Annotated in this window: 19 protein-coding genes; 7 read left to right on the forward strand and 12 right to left on the reverse strand. The window is 71.9% G+C overall.

The features are described 5' to 3' along the window. Nucleotide 1: 1 nt before the first annotated feature. A complete protein-coding gene (locus AC3ANM_RS05495; protein ID WP_488287139.1) occupies nt 2–1,228 on the reverse strand; it encodes a polyamine ABC transporter substrate-binding protein in 1,227 nt (408 codons plus the stop codon). 33 nt (nt 1,229–1,261) lie between these two features. Beyond that, entirely contained in the window at nt 1,262–2,710 is a 1,449-nt protein-coding gene (locus tag AC3ANM_RS05500; RefSeq protein ID WP_488287140.1) for a gamma-aminobutyraldehyde dehydrogenase, read from the reverse strand. Nucleotides 2,711–2,889: 179 nt separating this feature from the next. On the opposite strand from AC3ANM_RS05500, the gene AC3ANM_RS05505 reads away from it, so the two are divergent. The 3 genes from AC3ANM_RS05505 (at nt 2,890) to AC3ANM_RS05515 (ending at nt 6,526) form a co-directional block, all read left to right on the forward strand. Next, on the forward strand, nt 2,890–3,399 hold the full coding sequence (locus AC3ANM_RS05505; protein ID WP_488287141.1) for an Lrp/AsnC family transcriptional regulator: 510 nt from the start codon (nt 2,890–2,892) through the stop codon (nt 3,397–3,399). Then, complete coding sequence (locus tag AC3ANM_RS05510) at nt 3,396–4,832, forward strand: aspartate aminotransferase family protein (RefSeq protein WP_488287142.1); 1,437 nt, start codon at nt 3,396–3,398, stop codon at nt 4,830–4,832. Before AC3ANM_RS05505 ends, AC3ANM_RS05510 begins: the two co-directional genes overlap by 4 nt. Nucleotides 4,833–5,119: 287 nt before the next feature. Further along, a complete protein-coding gene (locus AC3ANM_RS05515; RefSeq protein ID WP_488287143.1) occupies nt 5,120–6,526 on the forward strand; it encodes an NAD(P)/FAD-dependent oxidoreductase in 1,407 nt (468 codons plus the stop codon). Between the two features lie 54 nt (nt 6,527–6,580). Here AC3ANM_RS05515 and AC3ANM_RS05520 read toward each other — a convergent pair whose 3' ends face one another. Both AC3ANM_RS05520 and AC3ANM_RS05525 read right to left on the reverse strand, forming a co-directional pair. Next, nucleotides 6,581–7,405, reverse strand: a complete 825-nt coding sequence (locus AC3ANM_RS05520) for a sterol desaturase family protein (protein ID WP_488287144.1) — start codon at nt 7,403–7,405, stop codon at nt 6,581–6,583. Next, on the reverse strand, nt 7,405–8,139 hold the full coding sequence (locus AC3ANM_RS05525) for a FadR/GntR family transcriptional regulator (RefSeq protein ID WP_488287145.1): 735 nt from the start codon (nt 8,137–8,139) through the stop codon (nt 7,405–7,407). The genes AC3ANM_RS05520 and AC3ANM_RS05525 overlap by 1 nt, the downstream gene beginning before the upstream one ends. Nucleotides 8,140–8,266: 127 nt before the next feature. On the opposite strand from AC3ANM_RS05525, the gene AC3ANM_RS05530 reads away from it, so the two are divergent. Next, nucleotides 8,267–8,884 carry a class I SAM-dependent methyltransferase gene (locus AC3ANM_RS05530; RefSeq protein ID WP_488287146.1) on the forward strand — a complete coding sequence of 206 codons (618 nt, stop codon included), beginning with the start codon at nt 8,267–8,269 and terminating at the stop codon, nt 8,882–8,884. Nucleotides 8,885–8,893: 9 nt separating this feature from the next. Here the strand turns inward: AC3ANM_RS05530 and AC3ANM_RS05535 are convergent, their stop codons facing one another. Further along, entirely contained in the window at nt 8,894–10,807 is a 1,914-nt protein-coding gene (locus tag AC3ANM_RS05535) for a propionyl-CoA synthetase (RefSeq protein WP_488287147.1), read from the reverse strand. 125 nt (nt 10,808–10,932) lie between these two features. Here AC3ANM_RS05535 and AC3ANM_RS05540 point away from each other — a divergent pair, with 125 nt between their 5' ends. From AC3ANM_RS05540 to AC3ANM_RS05550, 3 genes are read left to right on the forward strand one after another with little or no spacing between them, the layout of a single operon-like run. Beyond that, a complete protein-coding gene (locus AC3ANM_RS05540) occupies nt 10,933–11,340 on the forward strand; it encodes a TIGR03618 family F420-dependent PPOX class oxidoreductase (protein ID WP_488287148.1) in 408 nt (135 codons plus the stop codon). Continuing rightward, nucleotides 11,340–12,437: an LOG family protein gene (locus AC3ANM_RS05545; protein WP_488287149.1), complete on the forward strand. Its 1,098-nt coding sequence runs from the start codon at nt 11,340–11,342 to the stop codon at nt 12,435–12,437. The genes AC3ANM_RS05540 and AC3ANM_RS05545 overlap by 1 nt, the downstream gene beginning before the upstream one ends. Further along, complete coding sequence (locus tag AC3ANM_RS05550) at nt 12,428–12,958, forward strand: DUF1990 domain-containing protein (protein WP_488287150.1); 531 nt, start codon at nt 12,428–12,430, stop codon at nt 12,956–12,958. The genes AC3ANM_RS05545 and AC3ANM_RS05550 overlap by 10 nt, the downstream gene beginning before the upstream one ends. A 23-nt stretch (nt 12,959–12,981) precedes the next feature. Here the strand turns inward: AC3ANM_RS05550 and rlmN are convergent, their stop codons facing one another. The 7 genes from rlmN to rpsB all read right to left on the reverse strand — a co-directional run bounded on the left by rlmN (nt 12,982) and on the right by rpsB (nt 19,117). Further along, nucleotides 12,982–14,151 (reverse strand): dual-specificity RNA methyltransferase RlmN, encoded by a 1,170-nt coding sequence (gene rlmN / locus AC3ANM_RS05555; protein WP_488287151.1) that lies wholly within the window; start codon nt 14,149–14,151, stop codon nt 12,982–12,984. A 20-nt stretch (nt 14,152–14,171) separates the two neighbouring features. Further along, the gene (locus AC3ANM_RS05560; RefSeq protein WP_488287152.1) at nt 14,172–15,227 is read right to left on the reverse strand and encodes a phosphatidate cytidylyltransferase; all 1,056 of its coding nucleotides are present in this window, start codon (nt 15,225–15,227) and stop codon (nt 14,172–14,174) included. A gap of 29 nt (nt 15,228–15,256) precedes the next feature. Next, nucleotides 15,257–15,814, reverse strand: coding sequence for a ribosome recycling factor (gene frr, locus AC3ANM_RS05565; protein WP_488287153.1), 558 nt, complete (start codon nt 15,812–15,814; stop codon nt 15,257–15,259). Nucleotides 15,815–15,883: 69 nt separating this feature from the next. Next, nucleotides 15,884–16,615, reverse strand: a complete 732-nt coding sequence (gene pyrH / locus AC3ANM_RS05570) for a UMP kinase (RefSeq protein WP_488287154.1) — start codon at nt 16,613–16,615, stop codon at nt 15,884–15,886. Nucleotides 16,616–16,727: 112 nt separating this feature from the next. Next, nucleotides 16,728–17,096 carry a nuclear transport factor 2 family protein gene (locus tag AC3ANM_RS05575; protein ID WP_488287155.1) on the reverse strand — a complete coding sequence of 123 codons (369 nt, stop codon included), beginning with the start codon at nt 17,094–17,096 and terminating at the stop codon, nt 16,728–16,730. 193 nt (nt 17,097–17,289) lie between these two features. Continuing rightward, nucleotides 17,290–18,120: a translation elongation factor Ts gene (gene tsf / locus AC3ANM_RS05580; protein ID WP_488287156.1), complete on the reverse strand. Its 831-nt coding sequence runs from the start codon at nt 18,118–18,120 to the stop codon at nt 17,290–17,292. A 91-nt stretch (nt 18,121–18,211) separates the two neighbouring features. Next, nucleotides 18,212–19,117 carry a 30S ribosomal protein S2 gene (gene rpsB / locus AC3ANM_RS05585; protein WP_488287157.1) on the reverse strand — a complete coding sequence of 302 codons (906 nt, stop codon included), beginning with the start codon at nt 19,115–19,117 and terminating at the stop codon, nt 18,212–18,214. Nucleotides 19,118–19,200 lie beyond the last annotated feature (83 nt).

The raw sequence follows: 19,200 nt of genomic DNA on the forward strand, positions 1-19,200 counted from the left end.
GTCAGCCGGAGATCAGCGCCTGGAACTTCTTGTTGTACTTCGTCTCCGTCGCGGCATCGAGGCCCTTGAACACCTGGGACTTCGCCAGCACCTCGGGGCTGGGGAAGATCAGGGGGTTCTGCGCCACCGACGGGTCCTGCTTGACGAGGTACTCCTTGGCCCCCTTCACGGTCGCGATGTAGTTGATGTAGTCGACCACCTGGGCCATCACCTTCGGGTCGTAGTAGTAGTTGATCAGCCGCTCGGCGTTCTTCTTGTGCTGCGCGAGCGCCGGGATGACGAAGTTGTCCGACCAGAGGGTGAAGCCGGTCGAGGGCAGGGCGTAGCCCAGGTTGGGGTTGTCCGCCTTGAGCTGCACCACGTCGCCGGTCCACGCGAAGCAGGCCGCGGTGTCGCCCGCCGCGAGCGGCTTGGTGTACTCGTTGCCGGTGAAGCCCTTGATCTGGCCGGCGTCCTTGGCCTTCTGCAGCTCGGCGATCGCCGCGTCGAAGTCGGCGTCGGTGAAGGAGGCCAGCTTCTTGCCCAGGGCCATGAGGACCAGGCCGACGGTGTCGCGCATCTCGGTGAGCAGGGTGACCTTCCCCTTGAGCGCCGGGTCGGTCAGCAGCTGGTCGACGGACTCGACCTTCTTGCCGCCGGTGGCCTTGGGGTTCCACGCGATGCCGGCGAACCCGCTCTGCCACGGCAGGGTGTAGAGGCGGCCCGGGTCCCAGGGGACGTTGAGCAGCGAGTCCTCGACGTTGTTGTGGTTGGGGATGTTGGCCAGGTCGAGCTTCTGGGCGTAGCCGAGGCGGATCAGGCGCGAGGCCATCCAGTCGGTGCTGACCCACACGTCACGGCCGGTGTCCTTGCCGGCGGCCAGCAGCGGGCGCACCTTGGCGTAGAACTCGTCGTTGTCGTTGTAGTCCTCGGTGTAGTTGACCTTGATCCCGGTCTGCTTGGTGAACGCGTCGATCGTGGGGTGGGTCTGGTTCTTGTCGTTGACGTCGATGTACTCGGGCCAGTTCGACCAGTTGACGACCTTCTCGGTGTCGGAGAGGTCCTTCGCCGCCGCCTTGGCGGTCGGGGTCCCGCCCCCGGTCGGGGCCCGTCCCTTGGACCCGCACGCCGCCAGGGCGGCCACCGCGGCCACACCCGCCGCACCGCTCATCAGGGTCCGGCGCGAGACGAGGCCGCGCGCCAGGGCCGCCGTCATCTCGGGTGGGAACGTGGGGTTCTGCTCGTTCATCGGTCGTTCTCCTTCGACGGGGGCCAGGCGGGGTCAGCTGTCGATGTTGGCCATCACGTGCTTGATGCGCGTGTAGTCCTCGAAGCCGTACATGGACAGGTCCTTGCCGTAGCCGCTGTGCTTGAAGCCCCCGTGCGGCATCTCGGCGACGATGGGGATGTGCGTGTTGATCCACACGCAGCCGAAGTCCAGGCGCTTGCTCATCCGCATCGCGCGGCCGAAGTCCTTGGTCCACACGCTGCTCGCCAGGCCGTACTGCACGCCGTTGGCCCACTCGAGGGCCGTGGCCTCGTCGGTGAAGCGCTGGGCGGTGATGACCGGGCCGAAGATCTCCTTCTGGATCACCTCGTCGTCCTGCTGCAGGCCGGAGATGACGGTGGGCTCGAGGAAGTAGCCGTCGCCGAGGCCGGAGACGCGCTTGCCACCGGTGGCGATCATCGCGTGGTCGGGCAGGCGGTGCAGGAAGCCCTCGACGTTGGCCAGCTGCGTGGCGTTGTTGACCGGGCCGAAGAGCGCGTCCTCGTCGTCGGGCAGGCCGACCTTGGCGTTGTCCCGCGCATACTCCGCCAGGGCGGCCACGAACTCGTCGTGGATGCCGCCCTCCACGAGCACGCGGGTGGCGGCGGTGCAGTCCTGGCCGGCGTTGAAGTAGCCGGCGGTGGCGATCGCCTCGACGGCCGACTCGATGTCCGCGTCGTCGAAGACGACGACCGGCGCCTTGCCGCCAAGCTCGAGGTGGACCCGCTTGAGGTCGCGCGAGGCGCTCTCGGCGACCTGCATCCCGGCGCGGACCGACCCGGTGATGGCGACCATGGCCGGAGTGGCGTGCTCGACCAGCGCGCGCCCGGTGTCCCGGTCGCCGAGGACGACGTTGAACACGCCGGGCGGGAAGAACTCGGAGGCGATCTCGGCCATCAGCAGCGTCGTCTCGGGCGTGGTGTCGCTCGGCTTGAGGACGATCGTGTTGCCGGCGGCCAGGGCCGGACCGATCTTCCAGACGGCCATCATCATCGGGTAGTTCCACGGGGTGACCTGGCCGATGACCCCGATCGGCTCCCGACGGATCCAGCTGGTGTGACCCTTCATGTACTCACCCGCGGCCCGACCCTCGAGCACCCGGGCCGCGCCGGCGAAGAACCGCAGCTGGTCGACCATCGGCGGGATCTCCTCGCTCGCGGTGAGCGCGAGGGGCTTGCCGGTGTTCTCGGCCTCGAGCCGGACGAGCTCGTCGCCCCGCTTCTCGATCGCGTCGGCGAAGCGGCTCATGGCCTGCTGGCGCTCGCTGGGCGTCGTGTCGCCCCAGGTCTCGAACGCCTTCGACGCCGCGGCGTAGGCGCGGTCGACATCCGCCGCGCCGGAGACCGGGGCCTGGGCGACGACCTGCGCGGTCACCGGGCTGACGATGTTGGCCACGGCGACCGTCTCGGCGTCGACGTACTCGCCGTTGACGAAGTTGCGCAGGACACGGGGGCTGGAAGTCACGAGAAACGCTCCTGGTCGGTGCGGATACCGGTGTGTCGCACTGTAACCACAATCCGGCCCATTCCAACAGAGTCAGCCGGTCGAAGTTAACGAATCCGTAGCATTGGGCGACTCACAGCAACTGATTCCGTAGCACACAGACTTGCCAAACCACACGGCATACCGCCACGATGCAGGGCGTGGGCTCTCCTCGCAGGTCGGCGCCGTCCCCCGGACGGCCGACCGAACGCCGCGCCAACGGCGCCGGGCTCGACGACGTCGCGAAGGCGATCATCGAGCACCTGCAGGAGGACGGCCGGCAGTCCTACGCCACGATCGCCAAGAACATCGGGTTGTCCGAGGCCGCGGTCCGCCAGCGGGTCCAGCGCCTGCTCGACGCCGAGGTGATGCAGATCGTCGCCGTCACCGATCCGCTCCAGGTGGGCTTCCGCCGCCAGGCGATGATCGGGATCCGCGTCGACGGCGACATGGCGCACGTGGCCGACGCCCTCTCCGCGATGCCCGAGGTGTCCTACGTCGTCACCACCGCCGGCAGCTTCGACCTGCTCGCCGAGGTCGTCTGCGAGGACGACGACGAGCTGCTCGACCTGCTCAGCCGGCGCATCCGCACCCTCTCCGGGGTGCAGACCACCGAGACGTTCGTCTATCTCAAACTCAACAAACAGCACTACAACTGGGGTACCAGATGACCGAGCCCACACCCGTCTACGAGCCTTCGTCCGACCTGCGGACGCCTACCGGCACGCTCTACTCGGAGGCGGCCCGTGACCACCTGTGGATGCACTTCACGCGCCACTCCACCTTCGAGGACCGCAGCGAGGGCGGCGCCGGCCACACCGTGCCGATCATCACCCGCGGCGAGGGCGCCTACATCTGGGACGACCGGGGCAAGCGCTACCTCGACGGCCTCGCCGGCCTGTTCGTCGTCCAGGTCGGCCACGGCCGCAGCGAGCTCGCCGAGGCGGCGGCCCGGCAGGCGCGCGAGCTGGCGTTCTTCCCGCTGTGGTCCTACGCCCACCCGCGGGCCATCGAGCTGGCCGAGCGGCTGACCCAGCACACCCCCGGCGACCTCAACCGCGTCTTCTTCACCACCGGGGGCGGCGAGGCGGTCGAGACGGCCTGGAAGCTGGCCAAGCAGTACTACAAGCTCGTCGGCAAGCCCACCAAGCACAAGGTGATCAGCCGCAACGTCGCCTACCACGGCACCCCGCAGGGCGCGCTGTCCATCACCGGCATCCCCGCGGCCAAGGAGATGTTCGAGCCGCTGGTCCCGGGTGCGTTCAAGGTCCCCAACACCAACATGTACCGCGCGCCCGAGCACCTGCGCGAGGACAACAAGGCCTTCGGCCGCTGGGCCGCCGACCGCATCGCCGAGGCGATCGAGTTCGAGGGTCCCGACACCGTCGCCGCCGTCTTCCTGGAGCCGGTGCAGAACTCCGGCGGGTGCTTCCCGCCGCCGGAGGGCTACTTCGAGCGGGTCCGCGAGATCTGCGACGAGTACGACGTGCTGCTCGTCTCCGACGAGACCATCTGCGCCTTCGGCCGGATCGGCGACATGTTCGCCTGCAACGACTTCGGCTACACCCCCGACATCATCACCTGCGCCAAGGGCATGACCTCGGGCTACTCCCCCATCGGCGCGATGATCGCCAGCGACCGGCTGTTCGAGCCGTTCAAGCAGGGCACGAACTACTTCCCGCACGGCTACACCTTCGGCGGCCACCCGGTCTCCGCGGCGGTGGCCATGGAGAACCTCGACATCTTCGAGCGCGAGGGCCTCAACGCCCACGTGCACGAGAACGCCCCGAAGTTCCGCGCCTCCCTGGAGAAGCTGCTCGACCTCCCGCTCGTCGGTGACGTCCGCGGCGAGGGCTACTTCTACGGGATCGAGCTGGTCAAGGACAAGGCGACCCGGGAGACGTTCGACGACGCCGAGTCCGAGCGGCTGCTGCGTGGGTTCCTTTCCAAGGCGCTGTTCGACGCCGGCCTCTACTGCCGCGCCGACGACCGCGGCGACCCGGTCATCCAGCTGGCCCCGCCGCTGATCATCGGCCAGGCCGAGTTCGACGACATCGAGCAGCGCCTGCGCGGCGTCCTCACCGAGGCCGAGAAGCACCTGTAGGCCCCGGCCGGACGCACCGAGACGGCCCTGACCCGGTTCCCCTGCCCGGGTCAGGGCCTTCTCGTGCGCCTCGGCCCGGGGAACGTGCGCAAGGAGCCCGCCGACCTTTGCTCACCCCAGGCCGGTTTGCTCAGCCCAGGCCGCTTCAGGCCCCTCTTTCGAGCGCGCAAAGCGGTCTGGAATGAGCAAACATCGGTCGGCCGGCGTTTCGGCCCGGCCCGCGCGAGGGCCCGGGCATGCGGGCCAGGCGGTGTCCTCTCGCGGGATGCCTCAACTAGCGTGGCGGCATGTCGGCACTGCGCAGGACCACGACCCCGCGTGACCCCGCACCCCCTGCCCCGCTCGCGCCGTTGTGGTGGGAGGGGCTGGAGGCCCGGCGCACCCGACCGGCGCTCACCGGCAACGAGGTCGTCGACGTGTGCGTCGTCGGCGCCGGCTACACCGGGCTGTGGACCGCGTACTACCTGCTCGAGGCCGACCCCTCGCTGAGCGTGCTGGTGCTCGAGGCCGAGCACGTCGGCTTCGGCGCCAGCGGGCGCAACGGCGGCTGGTGCTCGGCGCTCTACCCCGTGGGTGCCGCCACCCTGGCCGCGGAGCACGGCGAGCCGGCCGCCCGGGCCCAGCACGCGGCGCTGCGCGAGAGCGTCGACGAGGTCGGCCGGGTCGCCACGGCCGAGGGCTTCGACTGCCACTTCTCCAAGGGCGGCACGGTCGTCGTGGCGCGCGGCCGCGCCCAGGCTGCCCGCGCGAAACTCGAGGCCGAGGAGGCGGCCCACTGGGGCACCGGCACCGTCTGGCTGGAGCCGGACGAGGCGCGCGAACGCCTTGCGGCACAAGGCCTCTCGGGTGCGACGTTCAACCCGAACTGCGCCCGCATCCACCCCTTCCGCCTGGTGACCGGGCTCGCCGCGGCTGTCGAGGCCCGCGGTGGCCGCATCGTCGAGGGCACCCGGGTGAGCACCATCGGCGAGCGCCGGGTGCAGGTCGCCGGTGGACCGGTCGTGCGGGCCCGCCACGTCATCCGCGCCACCGAGGCGTGGAGCGCCCGGCTGCCGGGGCTGCGCCGGGTCGTCGCCCCGGTCTACAGCCTCGTCGTCGCAACCGCTCCCCTGCCCGCGAGCACCTGGGACGCGATCGGACTGCAGCGGCGGGAGACGTTCAGCGAGCACCGGCACGTCATCGTCTACGGCCAGCGCACCGCCGACGACCGACTCGTCTTCGGCGGCCGCGGCGCCCCCTACCACTTCGGGTCTGGCATCCGGCCCGGGTTCGACCAGGACGGGGGCGTGTTCGCCACCCTCCGCACGTCGCTGCGCGCCATGCTCCCGGCCATCGGGGACGCCGCCTTCACCCACGCCTGGGGCGGACCCCTTGGTATCGCGCGCGACTGGCACCCCAGCGTCGGGCTGGACCGGGCCACCGGCACGGGCTGGGCCGGTGGCTACGTCGGTGACGGCGTCGCCACCGCAAACCTCGCCGGCCGCACGCTCGCCGACCTCGTGACCGGGTCCGACACCGCGCTGACCCGGCTGCCATGGGTCGACCACCGCTCTCGCCGGTGGGAGCCGGAGCCCGCGCGGTGGCTCGGCGTCAACGCCGGCCTGCGCCTGGCGACCCTCGCCGACACCGAGGAGCGACTCACCCACCGCCCGGCCGTCCTCGGCCGGGCCTTGTCCGCCCTGACCGGCCACTGACACGAGCGCCGCCGAGGCACGCGGCCACCCGCGCATACCGCCGAGGGGTGACGGTCAGCTGGGGCGCCAGCCGGGGCCGCGGACGAGGTGGCGCACCCGGTCACCCCAGTGGGCGGCCGCGCGCACGTCGCGCCAGATGCTGAGGTACTCGTGGGTCGCCACCACCACCGGGTTGTGGCTGCGCAGCTGCTTGGTCAGGCCGTAGACGACCCGCTCCCCCTCGGCCTCGAACGAGCGGAACAGCCGGTCCCAGACGATGAGGATGCCGCCGTAGTTGCGGTCCAGGTAGGCCTGGTTGGAGCCGTGGTGCACCCGGTGGTGCGAGGGCGTGTTCATCACCCACTCGACCGGGCGCGGCAGCCGGTCGACCCGCTCGGTATGCAGGAAGAACTGGTAGAGCAGGCTGACCGACTGCTGCAGGAAGATCGCCCACGGCGGCACGCCGATCACCGCCAGCGGCAGCCAGAACGGCAGCCCGCTGAACGGCGTCCACGTCTGGCGTAGCGCGGTCGAGAGGTTGTAGCGCTGGCTGGAGTGGTGGACGACGTGGCTGGCCCAGAGGATGCGCACCTCGTGGTGGGCCCGGTGGTACCAGTAGTAGGCCAGGTCCTCCACGAAGAAGACGACCACCCAGGTCCACCACAGCCCGGTGTCCAGCCGCAGCGGCGTCAGCTCCCACACGGCTGCGTAGACGACCAGCGCCAGCGCCTTGTAGCCGATGCCGACGACCACGCTGCCGATGCCCATCGACAGGCTCGTGGCCGTGTCGCGGACCTCGTAGCCGACCTCGTCGTCGTCCGGCGCGAGCCAGAGCGAGCCGACCTCCAGGGCGATGAACAGCAGGAAGAACGGGACCGCGGTCAGGATGAGGTCGACCATCATGCGCTCCGGGTCCGACGCCGGGCGGCCCGGCGGGTGTGCCGCTCCAGCGCCGCGAGGGCCTGGCCCAGGATCGCGTCGGCGACCTCGGCGGCCCGCCCCGCGTCCCCGTCGGCGATGGCGCCGGCCAGGTCGGCGTGCGAGGTGGCGTCCGTGCGGTCGTCGGCGAGGAGCTCGTCCATCAGCTCGGGGTGCGCGTCGATGGCGTGCACCAGGCTGTTGAGCCCCAGCCGGAAGGCCAGGTTGTCGCTGGCGTCGACCACCTCCGCCCAGAACGCGCGGTCGGTGCCGTCCCCGCCTGCGTCCACCCCGCTGTATGCCGTGGCGGCGGCGACGATGCGCCGCCTCGCCGCGGCGTCGGCCCGGGTCGCGGCCAGGCGGGCCGCCTCGACGCCGATGCAGCGCCGCATCTCCAGGCCGTCGCGGATCACGCGGGTGAGCGGCTCCCCCTCGGCCAGTGCGAGGTGGGCCAGCAGGTCCAGGCCGGCGGTCCGGCGCACGTCCAGCACCGCGGTGCCCCCGCCGTGGACGACCCGGACGAAGCCCGCCTGCTGGAGGCGCTTGACCGCCTCGCGGACGGCATGCCGGTTGACGGCGAAGGACTCGGCGAGCTGGCGCTCCGGCGGCAGCAGCTCCCCCGGGGCGAACCGGCCGTCGAGCACGGCGGCCCGCAGCTCGTCGAAGACCGAGTCCGACACGGACTGGCGGGGCACCGGCGCGAAACCTTGGCTCATGGGGACCGACGGTAGGACCCAGACATCAACTCATCAAGTGGTTGGACCACTATGCGGACGGAGGGACGTATCGGACACCTCGACCGAGCGCCGGACGCGCCCGGTCCCGCGCCCATAGGGTCGCGGCATGAACCCGCCCCAGGACAGCGCCAACAGCGCGACGCTCGAGGCCTACGAGCGCGCCGCCGAGGCCTACGTGGCGGGCACCCCGACCACACCCCCGCCCCACCTGACCGCCCTGCTGGACCGGGTCGTCGCCCACGTGCCACCCCCGGCCTCGCTGCTGGAGATCGGCAGCGCCACCGGGCGCGACGCCGACCTGCTCGAGGACCGCGGCTACACCGTGCAGCGCACGGACGCCGCGAACGCCTTCGTCTCGCTCCTGCGCCAGCGTGGCCTGCGGGCGGACCGCCTCAACGTGCTCACCGAGGACGTGCGCGGCACCTGGGACGTCATCTACGCCAACGCGGTGTTCCTGCACTTCAGCCGCGCCGAGCTCATGGGCGTCCTGGCCCGCATGCTCCCGCACCTCACCAGCCGGGGGATGCTCGTGTTCACCGTCAAGGAGGGCGACGGCGAGGCCTGGAGCACGCACAAGCTGGACCAGCCGCGCCACTTCACCTACTGGCACGCGCCCGCCCTGCGTGACGTGCTGGCCTCCACCGGCTGGCGCGTGGTCCACCTCGACGCGCGTGAGGACACCCCGACCGGCTGGCTCTCGGTCGTCGCTCGACCCGCGGTCTGAGCGGGCGGGTCACTCCCCCCGCAGCACCGGCCCCAGACGGTCCAGGACCGAGGCGTCCTCGATCGTGCTGGGCACCGCGGGGACCGCCCCGTCGGCCAGCTCCCGCATCGTCTTGCGCAGGATCTTGCCCGAGCGCGTCTTGGGCAGGCCGCCGACGATGTCCACGCGGTGCAGCGCCGCGACCGGGCCCACCTCGTCGCGCACCCGTTGCACCAGCTCGGCACGCAGCGCCTCCTCGGCGCCCTCGGCCGAGGTGTCGACGCCGGCCTTGAGCACGACCAGGGCCCGTGGGACCTGGCCCTTGAGCGGGTCGGCCACGCCGATCACCGCGCACTCGGCCACCGCCGGGTGGCCCGCGAGCGCCGCCTCCAGCGAGCCGGTCGAGAGGCGGTGGCCGGCGACGTTGAGCACGTCGTCGGTGCGGCCCATGACGAACAGGTAGCCGTCCTCGTCGAGGTAGCCGCCGTCGCCGGTCAGGTAGTAGCCCTCGTAGGCCGACAGGTAGGACGCCCGGTACCGATCGTCGTCCTGCCACAGGGTCGGCAGCGTCCCCGGCGGCATCGGCAGCTTCAGGCAGATCGCCCCCTCCACCCCGGCCGGCACCGGGGCGCCGCGCTCGTCGAGCACCTGCACGGCATACCCGGGGACCGGCACGGTCGGTGAGCCGGGCTTGATCGGCAGCGGCTGCAGGCCGCGGGGGTTCGCCGCGATCGGCCAGCCGGTCTCGGTCTGCCACCAGTTGTCGACCACCGGCACGCCGAGGCGCTCGGAGGCCCACGCCCAGGTGTCAGGGTCGAGCCGCTCCCCCGCCAGGAACAGGGTGCGCAGCGAGGACAGGTCGTGCCCGGCCATCAGCGCACCGCCCGCGTCCTCCTTCTTGATCGCCCGGATCGCGGTGGGGGCGGTGAACATCGCCGCGACGCCGTACTGCGCCACGATCCGCCAGAACGCCCCCGCGTCCGGGGTGCCGACCGGCTTGCCCTCGTACAGGACGGTCGTGCAGCCGGTCAGCAGCGGCGCGTAGACGATGTAGGAGTGCCCGACGACCCAGCCGACGTCGCTGGCGGTGAACCAGGTCTCGCCCGGGCGCACCCCGAAGACGTTGGTCATCGACCAGCGCAGCGCCACCGCGTGGCCGCCGTTGTCGCGCACGATCCCCTTGGGCCGGCCGGTCGTGCCGGAGGTGTAGAGGACGTAGAGCGGGTCGGTGGCCTCGACCGGGACGCACCCGGCGGGCTGGGTGGCGTCGGGGTGCATCAGCGAGGCCCAGTCCAGGTCGCGCTCGCCCATCGACGCCCGCGCCTGCTCGCGCTGGAGGATGACGCAGTGCTCGGGCTTGTGCGCGGAGCGCTCGATGGCGGCGTCGAGCATCGGCTTGTACTCCACCACCCGCGTCGGCTCGATCCCGCACGAGGCGGCGACGACCACCCGCGGGGCGGCGTCCTCGATCCGCGCGGCGAGCTCCCCCGGGGCGAACCCACCGAAGACCACCGAGTGCACGGCGCCGATCCGGGCGCAGGCGAGCATGGCGACGACCGCCTCGGGCACCATCGGCATGTAGATGACGACCCGGTCGCCCTTCTCCACCCCCAGGCCCCGCAGCGCCCCGGCGAACCGCGCCACAAGGTCCAGCAGCTGCGCGTAGGTCAGCGTCCGCGCCGTGCCGGTCACCGGGCTGTCGTAGTGCAGCGCCGGCTGGTCCGCGCGCCCGGCGACCACGTGCCGGTCCAGCGCGTTGAAGCAGGTGTTGAGCCGGCCGCCGGGGAACCACCGGTAGAACGGCGGGGTGTCGGCGTCCAGCGCCCGCGTCGGCCGGGTGATCCAGTCGATGTCGCGGGCCGCCTGACCCCAGAACCCTTCGGGGTCCTCGAGGCTGCGTCGGTGGGCCCGGGCGTACGCGCCGTCGGTCAGGGCGTCGGTCATGGCGCCATCCTCACCCCCCGGCCCGCTGCGGGCCACCCGTCGTCCGTCGTTCGTCGTCGGGCCGATCCCTCGCCCCGGCCGCCGCGGTGACCACGGTGGTTGACCGGTCTGCGAGGCTGACCCCCGTGGCCCTCGACCCCCGCGCCCTGCCCGAAGCCGCCCTGGCCTTCCTGGCCGAACGCCACCTGGCGACGCTGACCACCCTGCGCCCGGACGGCAGCCCGCACGTGGTGCCGGTCGGCTTCACCTGGGACGAGGAGGCCAGGGTCGCCCGGGTCATCACCGGCGGCCCGACCCGCAAGGCGCGCAACGCCGACGGCGGCCGGGCGGTGCTGTGCCAGGTCGACGGCTGGCGCTGGCTCTCCCTCGAGGGGCCGTCCCGGGTGCTCACCGACGCGGCCGCCGTCCACGACGCCGAGCGCCGGTATGCCGTGCGCTACCGCGAGCCTCGCGCCAACCCTCGCCGCGTGGTGCTCGAGATCGCCGTCGACCGGGTGCTCGGGCTCGTCGAGCGCCCCACCCGGGAGCGCTGATGCGCGAGATCGAGACGCTGGCCGCACTGGACAGCGCCCTGTCGCGACACACCCCGCTGCGCGGCCTGCGGCTGCAGGACCTGGACCTGCGCCAGCGGGAGGCCGCGCTCCTGCGGCACACCGACCTCGAGGGCGTCGTGGTCCTCGGCGGCGAGCTCACCCCCACCCTCGAGGCGCACCTGCGCGCCCATGGTGCGCTCATCTTCCCCAACGACCCGCTCACCCCGGTCCACCCCTACCGGGCCAGGCTCTACAGCCCGGAGGAGCTGTATGCCGGGCTGGCGTCCGACGGGTACGCCGCCACGGCCGACGCCCGCGCGTACGCCTGGTTCTCCGACGCCCGGGTCCGTGGCGACGTCTTCGTGACCCTGCTGCGGGCCATCCACGACGACAGCATCGGCGACGCCCTCGACGAGCTGCTCGCCCGCCAGCGGGTGGTCGGGGTCATGGGCGGGCACGCCTTCGCCCGCGGCTCGGCCGACTACCGGCAGGCGGCCCGGCTGGGCCACGACCTGGCGGCCGCCGGGCTGGTCGTGATGACCGGCGGCGGACCTGGCGCGATGGAGGCGGCCAACCTCGGGGCGTTCTGCCGCGACGGTGGCCGGCTCGACGGCGCGGTCGAGCGACTGGCCGCGGTGCCCGGCTTCCAGCCCGACGTCGGCGACTGGGCCCGGGTCGGCCTCGCCGTCCGGGAGGACCTCGCGCCGGCCGATGGCGCGGCGGTGCGCAGCGTCGGCATGCCCACCTGGTTCTACGGGCACGAGCCGCCCAACGTCTTCTGCGACGGCGTCGCCAAGTTCTTCAGCAACGCCATCCGCGAGGACGGCCTGCTGTCCCGGTGCACCGCCGGGGTGGTCGTCCTGCCCGGCGCCGCCGGCACGGTGCAGGAGGTCTTCCAGGCCGCCACGCGGCTGTACTACGCCGGCGAAGGAGCGGACCCGGCCCCGCTGGTCCTGGTGGGACGCGAGCACTGGAGCCACGGCATACCGGTCTGGGCCGCCCTGCAGGCCCTGGGTGGGGGCCGGTCGATGGGCGCTGCCGTGCACCTCGTCGACGACGTGGCCGAGGCGGTCGAGGTGGTGGCGTCATGCAGCTGAGCGACCTGGCCGGGGTGGCCCTCACCTATCCCGGCGTCGGCGGCACCCGCACCGGGGCGTTCCCGCCCGGGTACCCCACGGTGAGCATGGGCCGCGACCTCGGCGAGGGTCCAGACGTGCTGGCGCGAGCCGGCGAGGCGCTGATGACGTGGCGGCTGCACGCGGCGTTCGGGCTGAGTCCGGCGAGCACGTCGCCGCGGGTCACCGAGGGCGCGGAGGTGCTCGGCCGGCTCGGCGTGGGCCGCCTCGCCCTGCCCGTGCCGTGCCGCGTCGTGTGGACGCTGGAGGAGCCGGGTCGGGTCGGGTTCGCCTACGGCACCCTGCCGGGCCACCCCGAGGCCGGGGAGGAGTCCTTCCTCGTGGAGGACGTCGAGGGCACGGTGCGGTTCACCGTCAGCGCCTTCAGCCGGGGCGACCGGTGGTGGTCCCAGGTCGTGCCGCCGGCCACGCGGGCGGTGCAGCGGGTGGCGATCCGGCGCTACCTGACCTGCCTGCACCGCCTCGCCCACGAGCCACGCTGAGCCGACCCCCGTCCCGAGGAGGGTCAGGCGGTGGCGGCGGCCAGCTGGCCGCAGGCGCCGTCGATCTCGCTGCCGCGGGTGTCGCGGATCGTCGTCGGGACGCCGTGGGCGCGCAGCCGCTCGACGAACTGCTGCTCGACGCCCTTGCGCGAGGCGGTCCACTTCGACCCGGGGGTGGGGTTGAGCGGGATCGGGTTGACGTGCACCCAGCCACGGCCGCGGGCGTTGAGCTTGTCGCCGAGCAGGTCGGCCCGCCACGCCTGGTCGTTGATGTCCTTGATGAGGGCGTACTCGATGCTCACCCGGCGACCCGTGGCCTCGAAGTAGCGGTAGGCCGCGTCGAGGGCCTCGTCGACCTTCCAGCGGGTGTTGATCGGCACGAGCTCGTCGCGCAGCTCGTCGTCGGGGGCGTGCAGCGAGAGGGCGAGGGTGACCGGGATGCCCTCGGCGGCCAGCTTGTCGATGCCGGGGACGAGCCCGACCGTCGACATCGTGATGCCCCGGGCCGACATGCCCAGGCCGTCGGGGGCCTTGTCGGTCAGCCGGCGGATGGCGCCGATCGCGGCCTTGTAGTTGGCCAGCGCCTCGCCCATGCCCATGAACACCACGTTGCTCACCCGCAGCGGGGCGTCCTCGCGCCCGCCGGCGACCTCACCCCGGCGCAGCGACCGGGCGGCCGCGACGACCTGCTCCACGATCTCGGCCGCCGACATGTTGCGGGTCAGGCCCTCCTGGCCGGTGGCGCAGAACGGGCAGTTCATGCCGCAGCCGGCCTGGCTGGAGACGCAGATGGTGACCCGGTTGGGGTAGCGCATGGTGACGCTCTCCACGAGGGCGCCGTCGTGCAGCCGCCACACGGACTTGACCGTGGCACCCGCATCGGCGGTGACGGTGCGGACCGGGGTGATCAGCTGCGGCAGCAGCCCGGCGACCAGCTCGTCGCGGATCGCCTTGGGCAGGTCGGTCATCTCCTCCGGGGAGTCGACCAGCCGCTCGAAGTAGTGCGTCGAGAGCTGCTTGGCCCGGAAGCCCTTGTGACCCAGCGACTCGACCGCCGCCTTGCGCTCCTCCGGCGCGAGGTCGGCCAGGTGCTGCGGGGGCTTGCCCCGGCGGGGTGCGGCGAAGGTCAGCTGACCGGGCGCCGGCCGACGGGTCGGCTCGGGCAGGGCGGTGGGGGCGGGGCGCTCGGACATCCCGTCCAGTGTCTCAGCCGTCAGTGGGCCGGGACAAACACGGCCAGCAGGGCCCACACGACCGGGGCCACCAGCAGCAACGAGTCCAGCCGGTCCATCACCCCGCCGTGGCCGGGCAGCAGCGTGCCCATGTCCTTGATGCCGAGGTCGCGCTTGATCATCGACTCCGACAGGTCGCCGAGCGTGGCGGCCACGACCGCGGCCAGGCCGAGCACCACCCCGACCCACCAGGCGACGTGGAAGATGACGACCACGGAGATGACCCCGCCGAGCACGCAGGTGAGCGCGGACCCGGAGAAGCCCTCCCAGGACTTCTTCGGGCTGACCGAGGGCGCCATCGGGTGCTTGCCGAACAGCACCCCCACCGCGTAGCCACCCACGTCGCTGCAGACGGTGAGCAGGACGAAGACGAAGATCCGCCAGGGCCCGTCCCTCTCGGCGAGCATCAACGAGGCGAACGACGCGAGCAGCGGCACGTAGGCCGCGACGAAGATGCCCCCGGCGATGTCGCGCATCGCGTCCTCGAGGCCGTCGGCAACCCGCCAGAGCAGCACCGCCACCGTCGTCAGCCCGAAGGCCACGGTGAGCGCCTGACCGCCGCCGACGTAGGCCGAGACCACCATCGTCACGGCGCCGACGAGGCTGGGCAGCAGCGGGGCCTTGATCCGGCCCGCCGACAGGCCCTGGACCAGCTCCCACACCCCGGCGCAGGCCGCGAGCACGGCCACCACGAGGAAGGCCTCCTTGCGGATGAACAGGCTCGCGACGATGACCGCACCGAGGCCGACGCCCACGCCGATGGCCGCGGGCAGGTTGCGTCCGGCCCGGCCCGGGTCCTTGGGGGCGGCGCGCCGGCCCGAGCCGCCGGCCCGGGCGCCTGACTCCGCCCGGGAAACCGCCTCGGGCTCGACCGGGCGCGCGTCAGCCGTCCCGGCGTCCGCGGAGGCGGCCGCCCGACGGGCGGCGCGGCCGGGGTTGGCCGGGGCGGAGGAACGACGGCTGGCGCGACCGGGACCCTGGGGCCCGGTCGCGCCGGCTTCGCGTCGCTCCCGACGTGAGGACGGGGAGGTGGTCATGGCATCGGCACCGCGTGCGCGGAGCGCCCTCAGACGTCGAGGAGCTCGGCTTCCTTGTGCTTGAGCAGGCTGTCGATGGTGTCGACGAACTTCTTGGTCAGGCCCTCGAGCTCCTTCTCGGCGCGGGCACCCTCGTCCTCGCCGACCTCGCCGTCCTTGACCAGGCGGTCCATCTCCTCCTTGGCCTTGCGGCGGATGTTGCGGATGGAGACCTTGGCCTCCTCGCCCTTGTGGCGCGCGAGCTTGATGTACTCGCGGCGACGCTCCTCGGTCAGCTCCGGCAGGTTGATCCGGATGACCCCGCCGTCGTTGTTGGGGTTGACGCCCAGGTTGGAGTCGCGCAGCGTCTTCTCGATCTCGTGCATCGCCGACTTGTCGAACGGCGTGATGAGGATGGTGCGCGCCTCGGGGGTCTGGAAGGAGGCCAGCTGCTGCAGCGGGGTCGGCGAGCCGTAGTAGTCCACCAGCAGCTTGGTGAACAGCGCGGGGTTGGCCCGGCCGGTGCGGATGCTGGCGAAGTCCTCCTTGGCGACCTCGATGGCCTTCTCCATCTTCTCCTCGGCCTCGAGCAGGGTTTCGTCAAGCATCAGGACTCCTCGTTGGGTGTAACGGCGGTGCGGGCTTCGTCGTGCCCGGTCGGGCGCAGGTGTGGTGCGTCAGTCGGCGGTGACGAGCGTGCCGATCTTCTCACCCCGGACGGCCCGGGCCACGTTGCCCTCGCCCTCCATCCCGAAGACGATCATCGGCAGCTTGTTCTCCATGCAGAGGCTGAACGCCGCGGCGTCCACCACGCGCAGCCCCTGCTGCAGGGCATCCTGGTAGGAGACCCGCTCGAGCTTCTTCGCGTCCGGGTTGGTGCGCGGGTCGGCGGTGTAGACCCCATCGACGCCGTTCTTGCTCATCAGCACCGCGTCGCACTTGATCTCCAGCGCCCGCTGCGCGGAGACGGTGTCGGTGGAGAAGAACGGCATGCCGGCGCCGGCGCCGAAGATCACGACGCGGCCCTTCTCCAGGTGCCGGATGGCGCGGCGCGGGATGTAGGGCTCGGCGACCTGGCCCATCGTGATGGCGGTCTGCACGCGCGTCTCGACCCCCTCCTTCTCGAGGAAGTCCTGCAGCGCCAGGCAGTTGAGGACGGTGCCCAGCATGCCCATGTAGTCGGCGCGGGTACGGTCCATGCCCTTCTGCTGCAGCTCGGTGCCGCGGAAGAAGTTGCCGCCGCCGATGACCACGGCCACCTGGACGCCCTCGCGGACCGCCTCGGCGATCTGCTCAGCGATGCCGTGGACCACGTCGGGGTCGAGGCCGATCTTGCCGCCGCCGAAGACCTCTCCGGAGAGCTTGAGCAGGACCCGCTTGTAGGTCGGGTGCGGGCTGAGGTCGGACACGGGGCCTCCCGGGGTGGTCATGCAGCGGTCGCTCGATCCTTCCACAGCGGGGGTCCCCGCCGCGACGCGGCCCCGACCGGCAGGACCGCCCGGTATGCCGGGTGGCCGGCTCTCAGAGGCGCGCGGCCTGGGCGGCCTCGAGGCTGTCGTAGCGCTGCACGGCGGCCACCTTGCCGCCCCGGACGTGAAACACCGTCACGCACGGCACCGGCTCGGCCGGGCCGGCGCCGGACGGCCACGTCGCGACCTGCTCGGCGAGCACGCCGTCGTCCAGGGCCTTGAGCGAGACGAGCTTGAGCCGGATGCCGCTGCCGGTCAGCCAGTCGCGCATCAGCTCCTGGCCGGAGCCGGTCCCCCGTGGACCGGCGACCGTCACGTCCTCGGTGCACAGGCGCAGGACCGTCGGCAGGTCCTTGGCGTTCACGGCGGCGTGCCAGTCGCGCAGGAGGCACGCGGTGTTGGGGTCCACGGCGTGGGTCATGACCGGAAGCAAACACCCGCGCGGGGCCTGCGTCCACAGGAGCGGGCCGGTGACTTCTCCCGGGGAGTGCCGATCCCCCGGCCCCGATGGCCGTGCCGGTGCCCGGCCCCGCACGCAGCGCGGCCCGGCACCTTGGTGAGGTGCCGGGCCGCGGCGACCCACCGGCATACCGGCGGGGTGGTGCAGTGGTGCGTCAGCTGCCGACGCGGAAGCGGGCGAAGCCCTTCGCGGTGGCGCCGGCCTCCTCGAGGACCTTCGCGACCGACTTCTTGGCGTCCTTGGCGAACGGCTGCTCGAGCAGGACGTTCTCCTTGAAGAAGCCGTTGACGCGACCCTCCACGATCTTGGGCAGGGCAGCCTCGGGCTTGCCCTCCTCCTTGGCGGTGGCCTCGGCGACGCGACGCTCGTTCTCGACCGTCTCGGCGTCGACCTCGTCACGGGTCATCACGGTGGGGCTGAACGCGGCGATGTGCATCGCGACGTCCTTGGCGATCTGCTCGTCGCCGCCCTCGGTGGCGACCAGGACGCCGATCTGCGCCGGCAGGTCGGGGCTGGTCTTGTGCAGGTAGGACACGACCGTCGGGCCCTCGAGGCGAGCGACCCGCTTGACCTCGATCTTCTCGCCGATGGTGGCGTTGGCCTCGTCGAGCAGGACCTTGACGGTCTTGCCCGGCTCGATCTCGCTGTCCAGCAGGGCGTCCGCGTCGGCAGCGCCGACCGTGACGGCCTGGTCGAGGACCTGGTTGGCCAGGGCGACGAACTTGTCGCCCTTGGCGACGAAGTCGGTCTCGCACAGGACCTCGACCAGGGTGCCCACGCCACCCGCGGCCTTGGCGGCCACCAGGCCGTTGGAGGTGGTGCGGCCCTCACGCTTGGTGACGCCCTTGAGGCCCTTGACGCGCAGGATCTCGGTGGCCTTGGCGCGGTCGCCGTCGGCCTCGTCGAGGGCCTTCTTCACGTCGAGCATGCCGGCGCCGGTCTGCTCGCGCAGCGCCTTGATGTCAGCGGCGGTGTAGTTCGCCATCGTTGTATCGCTCTTTCTGCTCAGATCGGTGGTCGGCCGGGCCGGTGGGATCGCTCCCACCGACCCGGCCGTGGCAACCAGGGGGTCAGACTCAGGCCTTGGCGTCGGTCTCGACGGTCTCGGCAGCCTCGGTGGTCTCCGCAGCCTCGGCGGTCTCCGCCGTGGCGGTGGCGTCCGCGGCCTCGGCAGCGCCGGTGGCCTCGGCGGCCTTCTCGGCCTCGCCGCCCAGGAGCTCGCGCTCCCACTCGGCCAGCGGCTCGTCGGTGGCGACGGTGCCGTCAGCGGCAGCCTCGCCGCCCTTGGCGGCGGAGCGGGCCATGAGGCCGTCGGCGACGGCGTCCGCGACCACGCGGGTCAGCAGCGTGACCGAGCGGATGGCGTCGTCGTTGCCGGGGATCTTGTAGTCGACCTCGTCGGGGTCGCAGTTGGTGTCGAGGATCGCGATGATCGGCAGCTTGAGCTTGCGCGCCTCGGTGACCGCGAGGTGCTCCTTCTTGGTGTCGACGATCCACACCGCGGAAGGCACCTTCGACATGTTGCGGATACCGCCGAGGGTCTTCTCCAGCTTGTCCTTCTCGCGCTTCATGACGAGAAGTTCCTTCTTGGTGCGACCCGAGCCGGCGACGTCGGCGTAGTCGATCTCCTCGAGCTCCTTCAGACGCGCCAGACGCTTGCTGACGGTGTTGAAGTTGGTGAGCATGCCGCCGAGCCAGCGGTGGTTGACGTAGGGCATCCCGACGCGCGTCGCCTGCTCGGCGATCGGCTCCTGGGCCTGCTTCTTGGTGCCGACGAAGAGGATGGTGCCGCCGTGGGCGACGGTCTCCTTGACGAACTCGTAGGCGTTGTTGATGTACGTCAGCGACTGCTGGAGGTCGATGATGTAGATGCCATTGCGCTCCGTCATGATGAAGCGCTTCATCTTCGGGTTCCAGCGACGCGTCTGGTGCCCGAAGTGGACGCCGCTCTCGAGGAGCTGGCGCATGGTGACGACGGCCATGCCGAGGTCTCTCTTTCGTTCGTTTGCCGGTTATCCACGGTCGCGACGGGATTGCCGCTCACGTGCCTGGCGTCTGCGTACGC

The organism is Oryzihumus sp. JJN4-3R, from assembly GCF_057747915.1.